19 protein-coding genes are annotated in these 17,993 nt (G+C 48.8%); 13 read left to right on the top strand and 6 right to left on the bottom strand.

The genetic code is table 11. The features are described from left to right. Together ACOJTG_RS10845 and ACOJTG_RS10840 are read left to right on the top strand one after the other, a co-directional pair. On the top strand, positions 1 to 513 hold a 513-nt coding region (locus ACOJTG_RS10845; RefSeq protein ID WP_420153828.1), incomplete at its 5' end, for a signal recognition particle-docking protein FtsY. 81 nt (positions 514 to 594) lie between these two features. Continuing rightward, the gene (locus ACOJTG_RS10840; protein WP_420153827.1) at positions 595 to 1,602 is read left to right on the top strand and encodes a 5-methylcytosine restriction system specificity protein McrC; all 1,008 of its coding nucleotides are present in this window, start codon (positions 595 to 597) and stop codon (positions 1,600 to 1,602) included. 156 nt (positions 1,603 to 1,758) lie between these two features. Here ACOJTG_RS10840 and ACOJTG_RS10835 read toward each other — a convergent pair whose 3' ends face one another. Both ACOJTG_RS10835 and ACOJTG_RS10830 read right to left on the bottom strand, forming a co-directional pair. Then, positions 1,759 to 2,202 carry a VOC family protein gene (locus ACOJTG_RS10835; protein ID WP_420153826.1) on the bottom strand — a complete coding sequence of 148 codons (444 nt, stop codon included), beginning with the start codon at positions 2,200 to 2,202 and terminating at the stop codon, positions 1,759 to 1,761. A gap of 84 nt (positions 2,203 to 2,286) precedes the next feature. Further along, on the bottom strand, positions 2,287 to 2,760 hold the full coding sequence (locus ACOJTG_RS10830) for an Lrp/AsnC family transcriptional regulator (protein ID WP_094808287.1): 474 nt from the start codon (positions 2,758 to 2,760) through the stop codon (positions 2,287 to 2,289). Between the two features lie 428 nt (positions 2,761 to 3,188). Here ACOJTG_RS10830 and holB point away from each other — a divergent pair, with 428 nt between their 5' ends. From holB to ACOJTG_RS10800, 6 genes are all read left to right on the top strand, one after another. Beyond that, positions 3,189 to 4,316, top strand: coding sequence for a DNA polymerase III subunit delta' (holB, locus tag ACOJTG_RS10825; protein ID WP_420153825.1), 1,128 nt, complete (start codon positions 3,189 to 3,191; stop codon positions 4,314 to 4,316). A gap of 156 nt (positions 4,317 to 4,472) precedes the next feature. Next, complete coding sequence (hemC, locus tag ACOJTG_RS10820) at positions 4,473 to 5,402, top strand: hydroxymethylbilane synthase (RefSeq protein WP_420153824.1); 930 nt, start codon at positions 4,473 to 4,475, stop codon at positions 5,400 to 5,402. A gap of 31 nt (positions 5,403 to 5,433) precedes the next feature. Beyond that, the gene (locus tag ACOJTG_RS10815; protein WP_420153823.1) at positions 5,434 to 6,147 is read left to right on the top strand and encodes a peptidylprolyl isomerase; all 714 of its coding nucleotides are present in this window, start codon (positions 5,434 to 5,436) and stop codon (positions 6,145 to 6,147) included. A 46-nt stretch (positions 6,148 to 6,193) separates the two neighbouring features. Continuing rightward, entirely contained in the window at positions 6,194 to 7,108 is a 915-nt protein-coding gene (locus tag ACOJTG_RS10810) for an SDR family oxidoreductase (protein WP_420153822.1), read from the top strand. A 61-nt stretch (positions 7,109 to 7,169) separates the two neighbouring features. Beyond that, positions 7,170 to 8,171, top strand: a complete 1,002-nt coding sequence (locus tag ACOJTG_RS10805) for an aminodeoxychorismate synthase component I (RefSeq protein ID WP_420153821.1) — start codon at positions 7,170 to 7,172, stop codon at positions 8,169 to 8,171. 91 nt (positions 8,172 to 8,262) lie between these two features. After that, positions 8,263 to 8,859 carry an aminotransferase class IV gene (locus ACOJTG_RS10800; RefSeq protein ID WP_420153820.1) on the top strand — a complete coding sequence of 199 codons (597 nt, stop codon included), beginning with the start codon at positions 8,263 to 8,265 and terminating at the stop codon, positions 8,857 to 8,859. A 2-nt stretch (positions 8,860 to 8,861) separates the two neighbouring features. Here ACOJTG_RS10800 and ACOJTG_RS10795 read toward each other — a convergent pair whose 3' ends face one another. The 3 genes from ACOJTG_RS10795 to ACOJTG_RS10785 are packed head-to-tail and all read right to left on the bottom strand — an operon-like array spanning position 8,862 to position 11,630. Then, entirely contained in the window at positions 8,862 to 9,635 is a 774-nt protein-coding gene (locus tag ACOJTG_RS10795; protein WP_420153819.1) for an HAEPLYID family protein, read from the bottom strand. A gap of 19 nt (positions 9,636 to 9,654) precedes the next feature. Then, positions 9,655 to 10,950, bottom strand: a complete 1,296-nt coding sequence (locus ACOJTG_RS10790; protein ID WP_420153818.1) for a sensor histidine kinase — start codon at positions 10,948 to 10,950, stop codon at positions 9,655 to 9,657. Between the two features lie 2 nt (positions 10,951 to 10,952). After that, the gene (locus ACOJTG_RS10785; protein ID WP_420153817.1) at positions 10,953 to 11,630 is read right to left on the bottom strand and encodes a response regulator transcription factor; all 678 of its coding nucleotides are present in this window, start codon (positions 11,628 to 11,630) and stop codon (positions 10,953 to 10,955) included. 528 nt (positions 11,631 to 12,158) lie between these two features. Here ACOJTG_RS10785 and ACOJTG_RS10780 point away from each other — a divergent pair. The 5 genes from ACOJTG_RS10780 to ACOJTG_RS10760 all read left to right on the top strand — a co-directional run bounded on the left by ACOJTG_RS10780 (position 12,159) and on the right by ACOJTG_RS10760 (position 17,307). Continuing rightward, complete coding sequence (locus ACOJTG_RS10780) at positions 12,159 to 12,989, top strand: lysophospholipid acyltransferase family protein (RefSeq protein WP_420153816.1); 831 nt, start codon at positions 12,159 to 12,161, stop codon at positions 12,987 to 12,989. Positions 12,990 to 13,061: 72 nt separating this feature from the next. Continuing rightward, positions 13,062 to 14,276, top strand: a complete 1,215-nt coding sequence (locus tag ACOJTG_RS10775) for an NADH-quinone oxidoreductase subunit D (RefSeq protein ID WP_420153815.1) — start codon at positions 13,062 to 13,064, stop codon at positions 14,274 to 14,276. A gap of 46 nt (positions 14,277 to 14,322) precedes the next feature. After that, the gene (locus tag ACOJTG_RS10770) at positions 14,323 to 14,847 is read left to right on the top strand and encodes an acyl-CoA thioesterase (protein WP_104713110.1); all 525 of its coding nucleotides are present in this window, start codon (positions 14,323 to 14,325) and stop codon (positions 14,845 to 14,847) included. A 209-nt stretch (positions 14,848 to 15,056) separates the two neighbouring features. Next, the gene (locus ACOJTG_RS10765; RefSeq protein WP_420153814.1) at positions 15,057 to 15,659 is read left to right on the top strand and encodes a hypothetical protein; all 603 of its coding nucleotides are present in this window, start codon (positions 15,057 to 15,059) and stop codon (positions 15,657 to 15,659) included. A gap of 136 nt (positions 15,660 to 15,795) precedes the next feature. Then, positions 15,796 to 17,307, top strand: coding sequence for a choice-of-anchor I family protein (locus ACOJTG_RS10760; protein ID WP_420153813.1), 1,512 nt, complete (start codon positions 15,796 to 15,798; stop codon positions 17,305 to 17,307). 148 nt (positions 17,308 to 17,455) lie between these two features. Here ACOJTG_RS10760 and ACOJTG_RS10755 read toward each other — a convergent pair. Continuing rightward, the coding region (locus tag ACOJTG_RS10755) for a DUF4249 family protein (protein ID WP_420153812.1) at positions 17,456 to 17,993 on the bottom strand (538 nt) is incomplete at its 5' end.

The following is a 17,993-nucleotide window of genomic DNA, read 5'->3' as shown; positions in this document are numbered from 1 at the left end:
CTCGGTGCGGGTGATACCTTCCGGGCCGCCGCCGTGGACCAACTCAAACTTTGGGGAGAACGCGTCGGTGTACCCGTGAACGATCACGTAATGAATACAGACCCAGCATCGGTCCCGTACGATGCGGAGAAGCAAGGTACGGAAACCGGACACGACGTAGTGATTGTCGATACCGCGGGTCGTTTGCATACGAAAGTGAACTTGATGAATGAGCTGGCGAAAATCAAGCGGGTGATGCAGAAGTTTTCGGCAGAAGCTCCCCATGAAGTCCTGCTCGTACTCGATGGTTCAACGGGTCAGAATGCGTTCATTCAGGCTCAGGAATTTACCAAAGCGACGGAAGTAACGGCCCTGGCCATTACGAAACTCGATGGTACGGCCAAGGGTGGCGTTGTGATTGGTATTTCCGATCAGTTCAAGATTCCGGTGAAGTACATTGGCGTCGGTGAGCGGATTGAAGATTTGCAGGTATTTAGCAAACAGACTTTTGTAGAAAGTCTGTTCAAAAAATAAAACTCCCTTTGATTACCGTAAAAAGCTACCCTTTGTGGTAGCTTTTTTTATGTACTTTGCGTTCACCTGATAGTTTAAGCCGTGAAAATTCCCATTCAAAACCTGTACTATCTGCTTTGCTACGCCTGGGATAAACTGGAAGAGCGGGATTTAGTGGCAGTATCGGCTACCGATCAGACATCCTTGCTTGAACTACTGACACAGGTACTCGTGAAAGGAAGCTCGCGACTTTTTAAGCAAGGCATGGTTCATACCTATGAACCTGAGCAAGTTACGCTGCCAACTATACGCGGAAAGTTGTTGTTTACGGAAAGCCTTCAGAAAAATGAATTCAGATACGGACGAGCCGTGTGTGAGATTGATCAGTATACGCCCAACCACGCAGTCCATCAAATTCTAAAAAGCACCTTTCATCGCCTACTGAAACGTAGAGCCTCCCCTTTTCAGTCTTCCGTACGTCATCTGTATACGCGTATGCAGGGCATTGATGAGATCAGACTAACCGACCGGGTCTTTCGCCACACACCCTTACCCCGTACGCAATTCCCTTATCGTTTTCTACTAAACGTATGCGAGTTGATTCATAAGAACTTACTGGTGGACGAAGCGACGGGTCAGTATCAATTTCAGGATTTCTGGCGGGATGAAAAACAGATGGCGGGCTTGTTCGAAGCCTTCGTTCGAAACTTTTATCGCTATGAATTACCCCAATGGCGGGTACGGCGTGAGACTATTCGCTGGCAGCTGAAAGCCACTGAAACGGATCAGACGCTATTACCGCTCATGCAAACGGACTTAACGCTGGAACAAGGCAATCGCAAAATTATCATCGATACGAAATACTACGCGGACACCTTTCAGCGGCGTTTTGAGGCCCGCAAAATTCATTCGCCGCACTTATATCAACTGTTTGCGTATCTGAAAAACCAGCCCGCTTCTGCTACGGGTATCTTACTGTATCCTACCGTTACAGAATCCGTATCGGCAACGTTTACGGATGAGTCGCACCAGATTCGGGTACATACGCTCAATCTGAATCAACATTGGACGGGCATTCGGCAGGAGTTGATAGACTTAATACAAGATTGATTTTTTAAGGCCCTGGTATCAATCTAGCTCGTATCAAGGTACTATTGAAACGCTTCGCAGAGGGCCGATCGAACGCTTAAACCTCTGCTCTGTTTCAGCTTCCATCAACAAAAATTGCCAGCCTTTAGACTGGCAACCTTACCCACGTTACTGACTTTATTTCGTTGGCTCTTTCCATTCGTTCAGTTCAATCTGATAGCCATCGGGATCGGGCACGTAAATCTGCTTCACGCCATCGAAACGCACCTGTGAATGGTACGGCAGGTTTTTGCTCTTTAAAAAAGCCTCTGCTTTATCGATCGATTCTACAAAAATGGCAAAGTGACTCCCGTTTCTGTCGTTGTAGACGGGTGTCGTACGTCCGGCCATCAGGTGAATTTGCTGATCGGGACCGATTTTAAACCACGAACGCATGGCTTTCAGATTATCGGGCACTTCAATCCGTTCCAGCCCCAGAATTTCCGAATAAAATTTTGTCGAAACCGGTAAATCCTTCACCTGCAAAGCCAGGTGATTGTGTTTGATAACGCCCAGTTTTTCCTGAGCTGAAGCGGCCAGACTCATGACTGTAAGACTGAATAGGATTAGTAGGGTACGCATATAAAGTAGAAGTTAGAGGTACAAAAAAAGTCGTTACCCCGAATGCTTAACCTCCAGGGTAACGACTTCATAATTCTTTTGAGATCAAGGGATTGGCAGCACTTTGCTTTCCTTGAACGTAGACAGGATGACCATCGTTTGGGTGCTGGCTACTTCTTCAATTTCATTGATTTTTTCCAGCATCAGGCGTTGGTACGAAGCAATGTCTTTTGAAATTACCTTCAGCAGAAAATCACCGGAACCTGTAATGTGGTGACATTCTACGACTTCAGGAATCTCATTGATTTTCTCTACGAAAGAATCCGTTACCTGTTTTTTGTGACCTACTAGCGTGATCTGTACGAAGGTCGTTACGCCTAAGCCTACTTTCTCGCGATCTAGTTGAGCGTGGTAGCTCTGAATGATACCGGAAGTTTCTAATTTTTTAACCCGCTCCAAGGTTGGTGCGGGTGACAAGCCAATTTCTTTAGAAAGTTGAGCGTTCGTAATCTTGGCATTCGACTGAAGTATTTCAAGAACTTTGCGGTCGATGTGATCGAGTTTCTGAAGTGTGTTCATATGCTATACGCAGAGGGCGAAAATATTATTTGGTGGATAGCTTAACTTTCGCTCACAAATTTCACAAATATACGGCAATTAAGCACGATGGTAAAATATAATTTTTTTTAATGTCTAAATTTTAGTGTAATATCTTAATAAAACCTTAATCCGCTAAACAAAGATTATTTTCTATAGGCCTTTCATTTTCACACTTTTAGGACCATTTTCCTCAAATGGGGTGCAAATGTCGGTAATTCTTTAGCCTTAATGTACTATATATAGTATTATTTTTTTCAAAACAGGTTTTCCCTCGCTCTTTCGGAGAAGAATCGTTTGCTAGCGAAACAGCTAATTTTGAAAAAGCCTCGTACCGATGTCGCGATCCCCTATCGACTTTGACGGGGCTTGGGTGTATCTTTGCGGTACTCACTTACTGTTGATCGTCCTTGTTATTTCGCGAAGTTCCCGGTTTAGACGCTTTAAAAGAAACGCTGATTCAGTCGGTCACGAGTCAGCATGTGGCTCATGCCCAGTTGTTTCACGGCCCGAGTGGTAGTGGAAACTTGGCACTGGCTCTGGCCTATGCCACGTACCTGAATTGTGAAGATCGGCAGGCCAACGATGCCTGCGGCCGTTGTGCTTCCTGCGTGAAAATGCAGAAGCTGGCTCACCCCGACGTCCATCACATTTTTCCGGTTGCCATTACCAAAAAGATCAAGGATAACGAGTCCGACGCATACATGCCCTTATGGCGGGAATTTGTGGCGGCTCAACCCTTCGGCACACTCTCCGACTGGCTTACGTTCATTGGCGTGGAAGGCAATCGTCAGGGAAACATTTCGGCGGAGGAAGCCCGTAACGTCATTCGCAAAATTTCGCTGAAAGCCTACGAAGGCGAATACAAGATTCTGATACTCTGGCAGCCTGAATTGCTGAACGTATACTCAGCCAATGCTCTCCTTAAAATTCTGGAAGAACCACCCGCTAAAACGATTTTCCTGCTGGTCTGTACGGATGCCAACCGGCTTCTGACGACCATTATTTCACGAACGCAACGCGTTGGGGTTCCCGCTTTTACGGAAGAAGAAGTAAGCCGGTATTTACAGGAAAAAGCCGGAACGGAGGAGAAACGGGCTCGGCACCTGTCTTATCTGGCTGAAGGCAATCTGGGATACGCCCTGCAACTCGCTCAGGGCGAGGGCAATGACGATCAGCCCTGGTTTGCTCAGTGGATGCGGCATTGTTACCGGGGTGTACCGGCTTTTGGCGATCTGATCAAGTTGGCTGACGAGTTTGATACGCAACCGAAGGAACAACAAAAAAGCCTGATGGAGTACAGCCTGAATCTGTTTCGGGATTTGATGCTCTGGCAGAATGATGCTCAGGAGCTGGTTCGGCTCGACGGAGAAGAACTGACCTTTGTTCAGAATTTCTCGAAAGTCATTCCTCCGGAACGTATCCCGCTGATTACGGAGGAATTAAATGCGGCATTTTTTCACCTGGAACGGAACGTTCGGGCCAAAATGATTTTTATGGATTTGTCCCTGACGCTCGCCCGCCTGATGCGGAAGTAAGTCAGGGGAAGTGTTTGGTTTAAGGTTTGATAAAGTTTGAGTGGGTTTGAAGTTTTAGGACGTAATCTCTGATTCTTCAACCCCAGATACTTAAACGTTAAACTTGTCTCAAACTTCAAACTATATCAAACCTATACTATTTAGATACGATTAACAATGAAAGTAAGAATAGGATCACGCGGATCAAAACTGGCCTTATGGCAGGCCGAATACGTAGCCGAGCAACTACGGCAGGGCGGCATGGACCCTGAAATTGTAATTATTGATACCAAAGGCGATAAAATACTGGATCGGTCCCTTTCCAAAATTGGATCAAAAGGAGTCTTTACCGAAGAACTGGAAGAACAACTCCGAACCGGTGCCATTGATATTGCCCAGCACTCCGCGAAAGACTTGCAATCGTCCCTACCGGATGATCTGGAAATTCTAGCTTTTACCCCCCGCGAAGCCGTCAACGATGTACTGGTTAGCTTCAATACCGAACTTTCGCTGGAGTCAGGCGAGCCCTTTGTGGTGGGAACCTCTAGTACGCGTCGGGTAGCTACGTTGAAGCGGCATTATCCGCACATCAAAGTGGTAGATATGCGGGGAAATCTGCAAACCCGTCTCGAAAAACTAAAAAATGGTGTCTGCGATGCCTTGCTGCTGGCTTACGCCGGTGTCCACCGGATGGGCTACGAGGAGTACATTGCCGAACATTTGCCGACGGACGTCTTCACCCCAGCCGTGGGTCAGGGTAGCGTAGCCATCGAATGTGCTGTGGGTCTGGACGCCACTAAAAAAGCCCGGATTCGAAAATTACTGAATGATCCGACAACGGAAAGCTGTATTCGTGCCGAACGGATCTTCCTGGCGACCTTGCAGGGCGGCTGTAGCATTCCGGTGTACGGACTGGCTTCGCATTTCAATGGTCGGGTCAGTTTGACGGCCGGTCTGATTTCCCTCGATGGTACGCAGGAATTACGCCGTACGGAAATTGCCGATACGGCTCAGGCAAACCTGATGGCTCAACGGCTGGCCGATCAGTTGGTAGCCCAGGGCGGTGGCGATATTCTGCGGGAAATCCGGGCGGGCTTAGCTCAATAATCCATCACAACGAATTTTTGGAAGCGTATTTATGACCTTACAGACTGCTGTTTTGAAAAGCAAATGGATTGGCGTGTTGCTGCTTTGTTCCTTTTGTTGCTTCGCTCAAAAACGCGAGAACCTGATTACAATTGATACGAAGTACGGTCCCATCCGGCTGATTCTTCATGACCAGACCCCCAAGCACAAAGCGAATTTTCTCAAGCTTACCAAGGAGCACTTCTACGATGGTGTACTCTTTCACCGGGTCATTCCAGCCTTTATGATTCAGGGTGGCGACCCGAAATCGAAACAGGCAACGGCGGATGAAATGCTGGGAGAGGGCGATGTGGGCTATACCATTCCGGCAGAGTTTGTACCCGAACTTTTCCACCAACGCGGAGCCATAGGGGCGGCCCGCGACAATAACCCGCAGAAAGCGTCTTCGGGTTGTCAGTTTTACATTGTTCAGGGAAAAACCTACGACGATGCCTTGCTCGAAACCCAGGCCCGGCGAGCCGGCCGAGCCCTGACCGACGCTCAGAAACAAGTCTATAAAACCAAAGGTGGTACCCCCTGGCTGGACGGGAATTACACCGTATTTGGACAGGTCATTGCCGGTATGGCGGCCGTAGATAGTATCGCCGCTCAATCCCGTAACGAAGCCAACCGCCCCAACACCAATGTGGCGATGTTGAAGGTCACCAGTAAAAAAATGCGTAAGAAAAAAATAACTCGACTATACGGTTACACTTTTCCCAAGTAAGTCTTCTACTTTTGTACACCGCCACTCCTATCTATCTTTCTTCGTCATGACGCCTAAAAAAATATTGATCACCGGCACAAACGGTCTGCTTGGTCAGAAACTCATTACCCTTTTACATCAAAATCCCGACATTCAACTGATTGCTACGGCTCGTGGAGCCAATCGCCTGCCGTTCACGGATGGCTACGAGTACCACGAAATGGACATCACCGATCCGGCTCAGGTAGCCATCGTGATGGAAACGGTACGCCCCGATGCAGTCATTCATGCCGCTGCCATGACCAACGTGGACCAGTGCGAATTCGAAAAAGAATTATGCTGGAAAATGAACGTACTGGCGGTAGAATACCTCGTCGAAGCCTGCGAGAAACACGATACGTTCCTCTGCCATGTTTCAACGGACTTCATTTTTGACGGTGTCAACGGCCCTTATCCGGAAGAGGCTCAACCCAGTCCGCTGAGCTTCTACGGCTGGAGCAAGTACGCCGCCGAAGAAGTCGTAAAACGCTCCAACATTCGCTGGGCGATTGCCCGTACGGTGCTGGTGTACGGTATCGCGGCGGATATGAGCCGAAGCAATATCATTCTCTGGGTGAAAAAATCACTCGAAGAAGGCAAAACCATCAAGGTGGTGACGGATCAGTTCCGCTCACCGACCCTGGCCGAAGATCTGGCGATGGGTTGCTGGCTGATTGCCAAACAGGAAGCTCTGGGCATTTTCAATATTTCCGGTAAGGAAGTGATGACGCCCTACGAGATGGCCATGGCGACGGCAGAGTACTTCAACTTAGATAAATCACTCATTACCGAAGCCGATTCGAGCACCTTTACGCAACCCGCCAAGCGGCCACCGCGTACGGGTTTCATTCTCGACAAAGCCCGCAACGTATTGGGTTACGAACCGCATAGCTTTACGGAAGGAATCGCCATTCTGGCGGAACAAGTGGCTGAACGCGTCTAGGGACTTTATATCGTTTGGAACGCGGACGGAACCATTCGTCCGCGTTCTTTTTTTGTATGCCATGAAATCCCTGGAAGAGCAACTCAATACGTACGGACGCGAACGGCGTCCCTGCCTCTTCATTCTTGACTTTGAAAATCAGTACCCGCTGATCTGGCCGCTGGACGACGTACCGGAGGCGGGGGTCTGGTACGATTTAAATGGTCGAACCAACGTTTCCGCTGAACCAGCTACGCCCGCTGCCTTTTCGTTTACAAAAGAGCCCCTGCCTTTTGCGGCATTCGAGGAAAAATTCCGCTACGTTCATCAGGAATTGAAAAATGGCAATTCCTTTCTCACCAACCTGACCGCACGTACCCACGTTTATACCTCGCTGCGTTTTCAGGACATTTTTCAGCGAAGTAAGGCTCGCTATAAGCTCTGGCTTTCGAAATCGCTCTTAGAAAAAGTCGGGCCGCCGTTTCAGAAAGAAGTTCTCTGTTTTTCTCCCGAAATCTTCGTGCGTATTCAGGACGGATTGATTTCCAGTCACCCCATGAAAGGTACGCTGGACGCTTCCCTGGCCAACGCCCGTGAGCAGTTGCTGTCGGATGCAAAAGAACGCTTTGAACACGCCACCATTGTCGATTTGATTCGCAACGATCTGGCTCAGATTACCACCGAACGCTGGGTCGAACGGTTTCGATACGTAGAGGAAGTACCAACGCATGAGAAAACGCTCTTGCAGGTAAGTTCTGAAATCAAAGGCCGTTTACCCGAAGACTGGCAGAGCCAGCTCGGTACGCTGCTTTTAAAATTGTTGCCCGCCGGTTCGATTACAGGGGCTCCCAAACCCAAAACCGTAGAAATCATCCAGCAGGCCGAGCAAGAACCCCGCGGATATTATACCGGAATTGTAGGCCTTTTTGACGGAGAAAATCTGGATTCCGGTGTACTGATTCGTTTTCTGGAACAAACCGATGACGGTACCTTTTTCCGTTCCGGCGGCGGCATTACTTTCCTAAGTGAAGCTGAAAAAGAGTACCAGGAACTGATTGATAAGGTCTATCTACCTTTTTCGTAAAGGGTAGAAAAAGACGGAAGCCTCCCGTTTTCAAACATCAAACCTTCAAACGCTCAAACATTAAACTTTCAAACCCTCAAACTCGAAACCTATGCAATTACTCGAAACCATCCGCGTAGCCGAGGGCGAACTGGAAAACCTGTTTTACCATCAGCAACGGGTCTACAAAAGCCGGAAAGATTTGTTTGGAGCGACGGATCGCTGGGACCTAGAAGAGATGATTCCCATACCCGATACCCTGGATGCGAAGACCATTTACCGCTGCCGGGTTTTGTACGGAGCGGAAGCAATTGAGCAGGTAGAATTTATTCCGTATACGATTCGTGCGATTCAGTCTTTCCAGTTAATGGAAGCCTCAGATTTAACATATGCTTACAAGTTTGCCGATCGTACGGATCTGGAATCCTTAACGAAAGCGGCTTCGGCGGATGAAATTCTCATCGTGCGAAACGGTCTGCTTACCGATACCAGTTACGCCAACATTGCCCTTTTCGATGGTCAGGAGTGGTATACGCCTCACCAACCCCTGCTGGAAGGCACGCGGCGGGCGGCTTTGCTGGCCAGTGGTCAGTTGATTCCCGAACGCTTATCCGTCGATGATTTGCGGTACTTCAAGGAAATTCGCTGGTTCAATGCCATGATTCCCTGGAAGCTAGCCCCCAGCCTACCCGTTTCGGCAATTCGCTAAGCTTACTTTCTACGTTTGGGTTCGTAGATGATCCGAATGAACGAACTAACCGGAGCTTTGTGCGTCAGGGAAATACTGCTGACCAGCCCAACTAACAGATTTTTCTTCAAAGCGAACCGTACCTGCGGCCGCAGAATATGCTCGGCGGGATCATTATACCATTCCGCTCCGATAAAGGCCTTACCCACGACGTAATGCACAGCCAGGTTTACCTGATACCCCGTAGATCGCAGCGACTGCCCCGCCTGCTTCTCGCCGCCCCAAGCCGTATACAACAACGTATGCACGTGCGATCCCCAGCGTTTCGCGGCTACGGCGAAGGGAAATCCGCATTCGGCGGAGATGCCCCGTTGCAATTCCAGCTCGTTGGTATAGCCCACCGCTAATGAAGTTTGCCAGCGTTCGATCACGGCGTAGGTCCATTGTACGGAGGTTTTCAAACTTTGTACCGAAACGGTCGAACGCCGTCCGTCTTCAAATTGCGGTTTTTGTACCTGAAAAGGTATTTCCACTTCCAGACCCAGCCGATTGATGGGAGCAAATTCATATTCAATGAACGGGTGCCATTGAGTAAGGCCTGCGTTTCGCTGAAAACTGGTTCCTACATTCCACTCCCGCTCACCTTTACGGGCTCCCAGATCGCGTACCAAATCCAGGTACAGCGGTTCGGCGTGGGAAATTTTGACGGGCTTTACGGGCGGTGGTACCTGCGTCGTATCCTGAGCTACGGCGGTAAAGGCTTTCCAGCAAAGAAGAATAAGCAATAGATATTTCATGGCTTTGTGAACGATTACGTCACAAAGCTCCGGAGTCTTTCTGGAAGGAATCTGGAATAAATTGAATCGTAATCTGAAACTGATGTTCAGTCGTTTCAATCACGGGCGTGTAGTGGTACGCCTCGCAAATGGACTTGACAATCGCCAAACCCAGCCCCAGGGATTGTCGCTGGGAACTTTCCTTGACGAAGCGTTCGAACAGAGCTTCGGTTTTACCCGTAATGGGTCGGGCCGTATTGGCAATACTGAGTTTTTGATTGCTTACATGAATTTGTACGAATCCGTTTTCCGTCGCGTGTAACATCGCATTTCGGACCAGATTCCGAACCAGAATTTCAATCAGATGCACATTCGCCCGTACCTGCATTGTTTCATCCAGTTGCAGATCAAGCTGTAATTCCTTTTCCTCACTGAGGTATTCGTACTCCCCTACCAGTCGCCGCACGATGGGAGCCACGGAGACGTTTCCGACGTCGGCGTACTGCTGATTACTGATTTTGGTCATCAGCAACAAGGCTTTATTGAGGGCTGATAAACGTTCGAGTTGTTCGGTCAGCAGGCCCAGAGCCTGGGCGTCTTTTTCCTGCAAATCCGGGTTTTGGATCAGTTCTTCGGCCTGGTGTAACGCGATGGCAAGCGGCGTTTGAATTTCGTGTGAGGCATTTTCCACAAACTGCTTCTGCTGCTGATACGACCGACGATTGACTTCGGCCAGTGTACTGACTACCTGCGTCAGTTCCTGAAATTCAAGGATTGAACTCGTCGGTAAATGCAGGGCATCGGGCTGATCGACCCGGAAGTGTTTCAACTGATCGAGGGTCTGGTAGAAAGGTCGCCATAAACGTTTTTGTAATAGAAAATTCACGAGAAAGCCTAGTAAAACCAGGGCAGCACATACCCAGGCCGTACTGTAAGCAATGACTTCGCCCATATCCTCCAGATCGAGCAGGGACGCTTCGATGCGGAGGCGGTAATACTGATCGCGGTGTTTGAATTTGGTCACGAGCTGGCGGTGCGGCTCGTGCTCTTTCTCGATCAGTTCGTATAATTCAATGTCCTCGAAATGTTCCTTCAGGTGTTTGTACTCCGTTTTGGAAATGGGTTCGATGGTAAAGCCCGCGTACAGGGGTGGGTTTTCCACGACGGTTTGCGACTGTACTCCGGCGAGAATTTCGAGTTTCCGGTTCAGCAGTTCCTCATCAATTTCGTCGTGTACTTCCTCACTCACCTGATCATAGATATACAGACCGCTGATGACCAGAGCCAGCAGCAGCAACAGGGTACTGATGAGCGTACTGCGATTGAGAAGTCTCATACTCAGTGGGGAGAAAACTTGTAACCGATGCCGTATACCGTTTGAATGGTCAGTTCGTAACCAACCTGACTAAACCGTTTGCGGAGATTTTTGATCTGGGAATAAATAAAATCGTAAGAATCCGACTGATCGGAATTGTCGCCCCAAACGTGCTCGGCCAAGGCTGATTTCTTGATTACACGATTTTGATTGGTTACAAAAACCATCAGTAGGTCATATTCCTTACGGTTGAGCACTACTTCTTCACCATTGAAAAAAACCGTTCGGGCTTCCGTATCAATCATCAATGAACCAACCTGCATAGTATCCGAACCTTCGAATTTTAGCCGCCGCAGTACCGATTTCAGCCGGGCATTCAGTTCCGATAAATGAAAGGGTTTGGGCAGGTAGTCGTCAGCTCCGAGGTCCAGTCCTGTTAGTTTATCCTCCAGCGAATCTTTGGCCGAAATCACAATGGCTCCGGTGGATTTATGGCTTTCCTTGAGTTGTCGCAGTAAATCCAGTCCACTCCCACCGGGCAGCATAATATCGATCAGTACGCAATCGTACGCGTACAAGGCCAGCTTTTCTTCGGCTTCGTCGTAGGTAGTCGCCAGCTCGCATACGTGGCCTTCTCCGCCCAAGAAGCGGGAAATGGTCTCATAGAGGCCGGGTTCGTCTTCAATCAATAGAATTTTCATGGGGCTTCGGAAAAGTACCAAAGTACGCGTTTAATTCTGGAAAGAATCTGAAATTTGCCCCGCACGGGATAAGGCTTCGCCAGAGGTTTTAGGGTCTTTGGCATAGACTTATTCTGATTAGAAATGTAAAGTGATAGTTCCATTCGTACGTACTTCGTCCCGCAAACATGGCTGATTTTTTAGTCCGTATGCATTCCATGCGGGGTTCGGCTTTATGCCGCCCATGAAGGTTCGACTGTATTTTAATACCTATGAAACATCAACCAACCAGCCAACAGCTAGTATTTGAAGATGAAAACCCCTCCCGCCCATGAGCCATTCCATGGGGGCAACTGAACGACCTACGACAGCCGCAATGCGGTGGCCTAGTGCAGGCGGTCGCCGCCATGGGATGGCCCTCATGGAATGATTAGGCGTGGAGAGGTCCAGCCTGGAAGGCTCATGGGCTACCGAACAGCCGTGCTTGCAGGACGAAACCCCGGCTGGATGTTGCAACTAACGTCGATAAATTATAATTAACCTCAACCCATGAAATCCATTCTACGGAAGTTTCTGAAAATGGTCGATGTCTTCGGCTTTTTTGAGCGTGATCCTTTCGGAAATCTCGTATTTACCAAACGCATCCTTATCGGTACGCTGGGCTCGCTGACCTGGGCCCGGTACATGTGGACCAACAAAACGGTCATCAAAGGCACCGAACACCTGGAAAAACTTCCGGAAAACGGCGTACTGTTTCTGTCCAACCATCAGACCTACTTTGCCGATGTGATCTGCTTCTATCACATCTTCTGCAGTGTCAAATGGGGATTCCGAAACTGGATTGGACTGCCCATTTACCTACTAGCTCCCCGGGCCCGCATGTATTACGTAGCCGCCTCCGAGACCATGAAAGACAGCGGTCTGGTCCCCCGCATTTTTGCTCAGGCCGGCGGGATTACCATCAACCGCTCCTGGCGAGCCAAAGGGCATGATGTGAAGCGGGAAGTGGACAAATCCGCCGGTGATAAAATTGGCAAAGGCCTTTCGGATGGCTGGGTGGTGAGTTTCCCGCAGGGTACTACCAGCCCGTACGCCCCCGTACGGAAAGGAACCGGGCATCTGATCAAGGAACATCAGCCCATTGTCGTACCCGTCGTCATTAATGGCTTTCGCCGGGCCTTTGACAAAAAAGGGCTCTTACTGAAAAAACGGGGTACTACCCTTTCGGTCACCTTCAAAGAACCCATGCGGTTTGATCCCTCCCTTTCCGTGGAGGAAATCATTACGCACGTGGAAGCCTTTCTGGAACAGGACTATCCGGAGGGCAAACAATGGTACGTGAAAAAACAGGCGGAAAAGACGGAATCTTCCGGCACCTAGTTTTCTACTTTTTTTTCATTCGATCCGGTCTTTGACGCCTACTTTTGACACCACGTTTCTTCACTTCGCACTATGCCCGCTATTCAATACGAATACAAACCTGAAAACCACTTCCGCTCGGATCCAAACAAGTATAAACTGGAAGATCTGAAGTCGGAAGAGATGATCCTTAACATGGGGCCGCAGCACCCCTCGACCCACGGGGTGCTCCGGCTGGAGATTATCAGCGACGGCGAGTTGATTGTGGATGTAGTCCCGCATTTGGGTTACCTGCACCGCTGTTTTGAAAAACACGCCGAAAATTTGCCCTTCAATCAAACGATTCCTTTCGTCGATCGGATGGATTACCTGGCAGCTATGAACTCGGAACACGTCTACGTGATGGGCGTGGAAAAAATGCTGGGCATCGACAAAGAAATTCCGAAACGCGTGGAATACATCCGGGTACTGGTGGCCGAGCTGAACCGACTGGCTTCGCACTTTGTCGCCATTGGTTCGTACGCCCTTGATATTGGTGCCTATACCCCATTTTTGTGGCTCATGCGGGATCGGGAGCATATTCAGCGGATGCTGGAATGGATTTGCGGAGCCCGTATGCTTTACAATTACATCTGGATTGGTGGTTTGTTCTACGATTTGCCCGTGGGTTTTGAGGAGCGTTGCCGCGATCTGGTTACGTACCTAAAACCCAAGCTGGTAGAACTACAGCAACTGGTCATTGAGAATGAAATCTTCGTGCGTCGGACGGCGAATGTCGGCGTACTCCCCCTGGCCACGGCGATCGATTACGGCTGTACGGGTCCGGTGTTACGCGGCTCGGGACTACGCTGGGATTTGCGAAAAGTGGATGCCTATTCCGTTTACCCTGAACTTGATTTTGACATTCCCATTGGGGAGGGCAAAATGGGTACGGTGGGCGACTGCTGGGATCGTAATAACGTACGAGTGATGGAATGCTGGGAATCGCTCAAAATTGTGGAACAATGCTTGGATCAGCTGACCGGTACGCACAAACGTACCTCAGACTTCGATCCGCAGGCCTTTGTACCGAAGAAAATCCGTCCGAAAGCCATGGACTGCTACGTACGGGGCGAAGGCTCGAAAGGCGAACTGGGTTTCTACATCCGTACCGACGGTAAATCCGATGTACCGGTTCGGATGAAATCACGGGGGCCTTCGTTCCATAACCTTTCCGTCATTTCCGAAATCAGTCGGGGAGCTTTACTGGCCGATCTGGTCGCCGTGATTGGTTCCCTGGATCTGGTTATGGGCGAAGTAGATCGGTAAACATCTTGAACACTTCTTCTGCAAAATCTATACTTATAAAAATCTTATGTTTCGATTAGACCCCGAACGGCCGTATCAGAAAAAAACGGAATCGCATTCATTGATTCGTTTTCAGGATTGCGATCCCTTACAGCATTTGAATAATGCCAAATATCTGGACTATTATTTCAATGCCCGTGAAGACCATGTCTTCTCGATGTACGGTTTTACGATGGATTATACCTTCAAGAAACACAACGCCAGCTGGGTCGTTTATAATCACCAGATTGGCTACATTCGGCCGGCCCGCGTCAGTGAATGGGTAACCATTATTACCAGCATCATTTATTTCGATGAAAGCACGATGGTAACAGAATACGTCATGACGAACGAAAATAAAACGGAATTAAAAAACGTCATGTGGTCAACGGCCAAATACATTTCGGTTGTTACGGGAAAAGTTATTCCCCACCAAGAGGAAATTCATCAGTTTTTACAAACGGTAGCCGTTGAAGGTGTAGATTATTTAAATATTACATTTAACGAACGTATCAAACAGATTAAAACAGCACTAGCGGAAGGACGATATTGATTCATTAACTAGTAGATCAATACGATTAAAGTTCCAAATTTTCTTTCATGATTTCCTATTAAGTAACGCGTATAAAAGGGATTTTAAAAGATCTTTTTTTGTACGCGTTACTTTTTTAATGGTTTTTAACAAACCTTCATTCTACTTTTTAATAGTTTTGTTTTCTTACTTTGATTTACACGATAATTACTTATTCTACCTTTAACCGCATGAAATTAATCGTACTAACCAGCCTATTTTTATGGGGTATTTGTTTTTCCATTCAAGCTCAAACGCCTGTTGTAAGTTCTTTTCCTAAAAACAGTATCCGTCTAGGTGTAGATCATCTGAGTCTGGATGCTCCGGATGGTACGGCTCGCCGCGTGATGCTGCGGTACAATCGACACTTCACCCAACGCTGGACACTGGAAGGCGGTATAGGCTATCTATCGGCTCCCCATACTTTACAGGCATCCGATCTTGTTCTGGAAGGAACGCGACGGGAGCGAGTGATGATGGAGGCGAGTATCTTTTTTGATGTACTCAAACATCCGAATCATGCCTTCCGGCTGGGCGGAGGCCCCGCCTTCTGGTACCGCGATGAAGAACTTCTGGGACGTGCTCAGTATCGGGTGCTGGACACTGGCCACATTCTTTATTACCTGGCTGAGGTCAATCATGTCAAAGGTCACTCGCTGGGTTATCAATTAGCTGCCGACTATGAATACCGCATTCCCGAAGTCAACGTAAGTCTGGGAGCCCGGTTCACCTTTGCCAATCTGGATACCGCCATCAGCTCCATGCTGGGACTTACCGCAGGGTACCATTTCTAGCCCAAAACCGTTCGAATATTACCGTAATTTTAAGCCTGCTGACCTTGTATTAAATAATCATTACGCTTCGGTTTCAGCCCTATACCGCCCGGACCCGGCTTCTATTTTTGTTCCTCTCACTACACTCTACACAAGCATGTTACGGAACAAGAAATGGATCGCCCTATGCGTACTGGCAGTGGCTTTCCAGGCCTGCGTAAAAGATCACAATCCCCAGCCTGATCTTACTGAAAACCCGGCAGCCTTCCGCGAGGTCTCTTCCACGAAAATCGGTGGTGAAGCGGCGGCTGAAATCTCCGCTTACGATCCAGCAACCAAACGACTTTTCACCGTTAACAACGAAGCCAAAGCTCTGGTGGACGTACTCGATCTTTCGGCCTTACCGAAGGTTACGAAGATTCAATCCATCGACATCTCGGCCCTGGGCGGTGTAGCCAATAGCGTGTCCGTATCAGATGGCAAACTGGCAATTGCTCTGGAAGCCACCAACAAGCAGGCCCACGGTAGCCTCATCGTGATGGATACTAAAACGCTGACGCAGCTTAAGCAGATTACCGTGGGTGCCTTGCCCGATATGGTGACTTTCAGTCCCGACGGCAAGTACATCGTGACGGCCAATGAAGGCGAACCCAATGCCAGTTATACGAACGATCCGGTAGGCTCGATTTCCATCATTGATGTAACCAACAACTACAGCATTCGGACGCTTACCTTCGATTCATTTGCTCCCCTACAGGCTCAGTTGCAAACCAGCGGTTTCCGGATTTTTGGGCCCAATGCCAGCTTTGCTCAGGATATTGAACCGGAATACGTAGCCATTTCGCAGGATTCTAAAAAAGCCTGGGTAACGCTCCAGGAAAACAATGGTATCGCGGAAGTAGATCTGTTGGGTGGTGCGATTATAAAACTGCATCCGCTGGGCACGGTGGATATAAGCTTACCCGAAAATGCCATTGATCCTTCCAACGAAGACGGTAAAATTGCCTTTGCCACCTGGCCGATTAAGTCGCTGTATCTGCCCGACGCCATTTCCTATTTCAACGTGAATAACGCCGGTTATCTGATCACGGCCAACGAAGGCGATGCCCGTGAATACGATGCCTTTGTGGAGCAGGCCCGCATCAGTACGCTGAAGCTGGAACCTAGCAAATTTCCGAATGCGGCAACTTTACAAAAGAAAGAGCAATTGGGTCGGCTCTACGTTACCAAGACCCTCGGTGATACGGATAAGGACGGTGATTACGATGAATTGTACGCCTTTGGTGGCCGTGGGTTTAGTATCCGGGAGGCTGCTACGGGTCAACTGATTTACAATTCCGGGAAAAGCATGGAGGAAGAAGTAGTCAAAGCGGGTGCCTACGATGATAGCCGTTCGGATGATAAAGGTGTGGAGCCCGAAGGCGTTACTGTGGGAATGGTTAACGGCAAGCCGATTGCTTTCATCGCTCTGGAACGGGCCGACGCCGTGGCCATTTACGACGTGAGTAATCCCAAAGCTCCCCAGTTTCTGCAATTGTTACGTACGGGTGACGCTCCCGAAGGAATCCTGTTCGTAGCTCCCGACAAAAGCCCGAATGGTCGTAGTATGCTGATTGTTAGTAGTGAAGGCGATGGTACGGTAAAAGTTTATCAGCCGGATCGTTTGTAAATAGTATTGCCATTGCTCGCTCACCCGATTTGTAACCCTGCCCATTCCACCCCGATTTGTAATCGGGGTGGAATGGTTTCGCGTCTGAGACGCTTAACCCAAAACACTCCAATCATTCCATGACGGTTACAAATCGGGGTGAGCGGCGTTACTTTTCGAGTTTTTTTACGTGCACTACCGCCGCCCCGAAAATGCCGAGTCCGTTCTTGATATTCGTATAAATCGGGACGGGCTCGGCAAAGGGATTGTCCCCTACCTCCCGCTGTAATTTCACAGATTCCATAAACTGGTAATAGTTGGGATCAACGTGATACACAAAAGTATATACCGGGGCCTCACTGATGATTTGCGGATCATTCACCTTCCTGGCCTGCCCCAGTAAAAAATCCAGTTGTGGCGTTGAAATCGTTTTGCCCGTGTTCGTTAGAAATGCTACTACCTGCGTCCGTTCCAGTTGTACCACCGCCGAGTCCCGGCCATTTAATTTTACAGGCGTAAGCTTTCCTTCGCCGCTGCCCACCAGATAATAATGGGTGGCATTGGTCTGCGTGATATTCCAGGAAAGGGTCCGCTTTTTGTACACCTTAAATAACTTATTATCGTCGGGAATGTAGGTCAGTTTTCCGTCCCTGGATTGCAGCGTACTCATCGGCTTCGGAATCGTACACGTAGCCGAAGTTTCCAGG

It is taken from the genome of Siphonobacter sp. (assembly GCF_048595215.1).
GTDB lineage: Bacteria > Bacteroidota > Bacteroidia > Cytophagales > Spirosomataceae > Siphonobacter.
This window is presented reverse-complemented; position numbering and strand designations above follow the sequence as displayed.

What these genes read in the sequence shown, in the direction of transcription:
- ACOJTG_RS10835 (WP_420153826.1), bottom strand. Translation starts at nt 2,202, where the DNA reads ATGCGTACCCTACTAATCCTATTCAGTCTTACAGTCATGAGTCTGGCC.
- ACOJTG_RS10830 (WP_094808287.1), bottom strand. Translation starts at nt 2,760, where the DNA reads ATGAACACACTTCAGAAACTCGATCACATCGACCGCAAAGTTCTTGAA.
- hemC (WP_420153824.1), top strand. Translation starts at nt 4,473, where the DNA reads ATGAAAGTAAGAATAGGATCACGCGGATCAAAACTGGCCTTATGGCAG.
- ACOJTG_RS10815 (WP_420153823.1), top strand. Translation starts at nt 5,434, where the DNA reads ATGACCTTACAGACTGCTGTTTTGAAAAGCAAATGGATTGGCGTGTTG.
- ACOJTG_RS10810 (WP_420153822.1), top strand. Translation starts at nt 6,194, where the DNA reads ATGACGCCTAAAAAAATATTGATCACCGGCACAAACGGTCTGCTTGGT.
- ACOJTG_RS10805 (WP_420153821.1), top strand. Translation starts at nt 7,170, where the DNA reads ATGAAATCCCTGGAAGAGCAACTCAATACGTACGGACGCGAACGGCGT.
- ACOJTG_RS10800 (WP_420153820.1), top strand. Translation starts at nt 8,263, where the DNA reads ATGCAATTACTCGAAACCATCCGCGTAGCCGAGGGCGAACTGGAAAAC.
- ACOJTG_RS10795 (WP_420153819.1), bottom strand. Translation starts at nt 9,635, where the DNA reads ATGAAATATCTATTGCTTATTCTTCTTTGCTGGAAAGCCTTTACCGCC.
- ACOJTG_RS10790 (WP_420153818.1), bottom strand. Translation starts at nt 10,950, where the DNA reads ATGAGACTTCTCAATCGCAGTACGCTCATCAGTACCCTGTTGCTGCTG.
- ACOJTG_RS10785 (WP_420153817.1), bottom strand. Translation starts at nt 11,630, where the DNA reads ATGAAAATTCTATTGATTGAAGACGAACCCGGCCTCTATGAGACCATT.
- ACOJTG_RS10780 (WP_420153816.1), top strand. Translation starts at nt 12,159, where the DNA reads ATGAAATCCATTCTACGGAAGTTTCTGAAAATGGTCGATGTCTTCGGC.
- ACOJTG_RS10775 (WP_420153815.1), top strand. Translation starts at nt 13,062, where the DNA reads ATGCCCGCTATTCAATACGAATACAAACCTGAAAACCACTTCCGCTCG.
- ACOJTG_RS10770 (WP_104713110.1), top strand. Translation starts at nt 14,323, where the DNA reads ATGTTTCGATTAGACCCCGAACGGCCGTATCAGAAAAAAACGGAATCG.
- ACOJTG_RS10765 (WP_420153814.1), top strand. Translation starts at nt 15,057, where the DNA reads ATGAAATTAATCGTACTAACCAGCCTATTTTTATGGGGTATTTGTTTT.
- ACOJTG_RS10760 (WP_420153813.1), top strand. Translation starts at nt 15,796, where the DNA reads ATGTTACGGAACAAGAAATGGATCGCCCTATGCGTACTGGCAGTGGCT.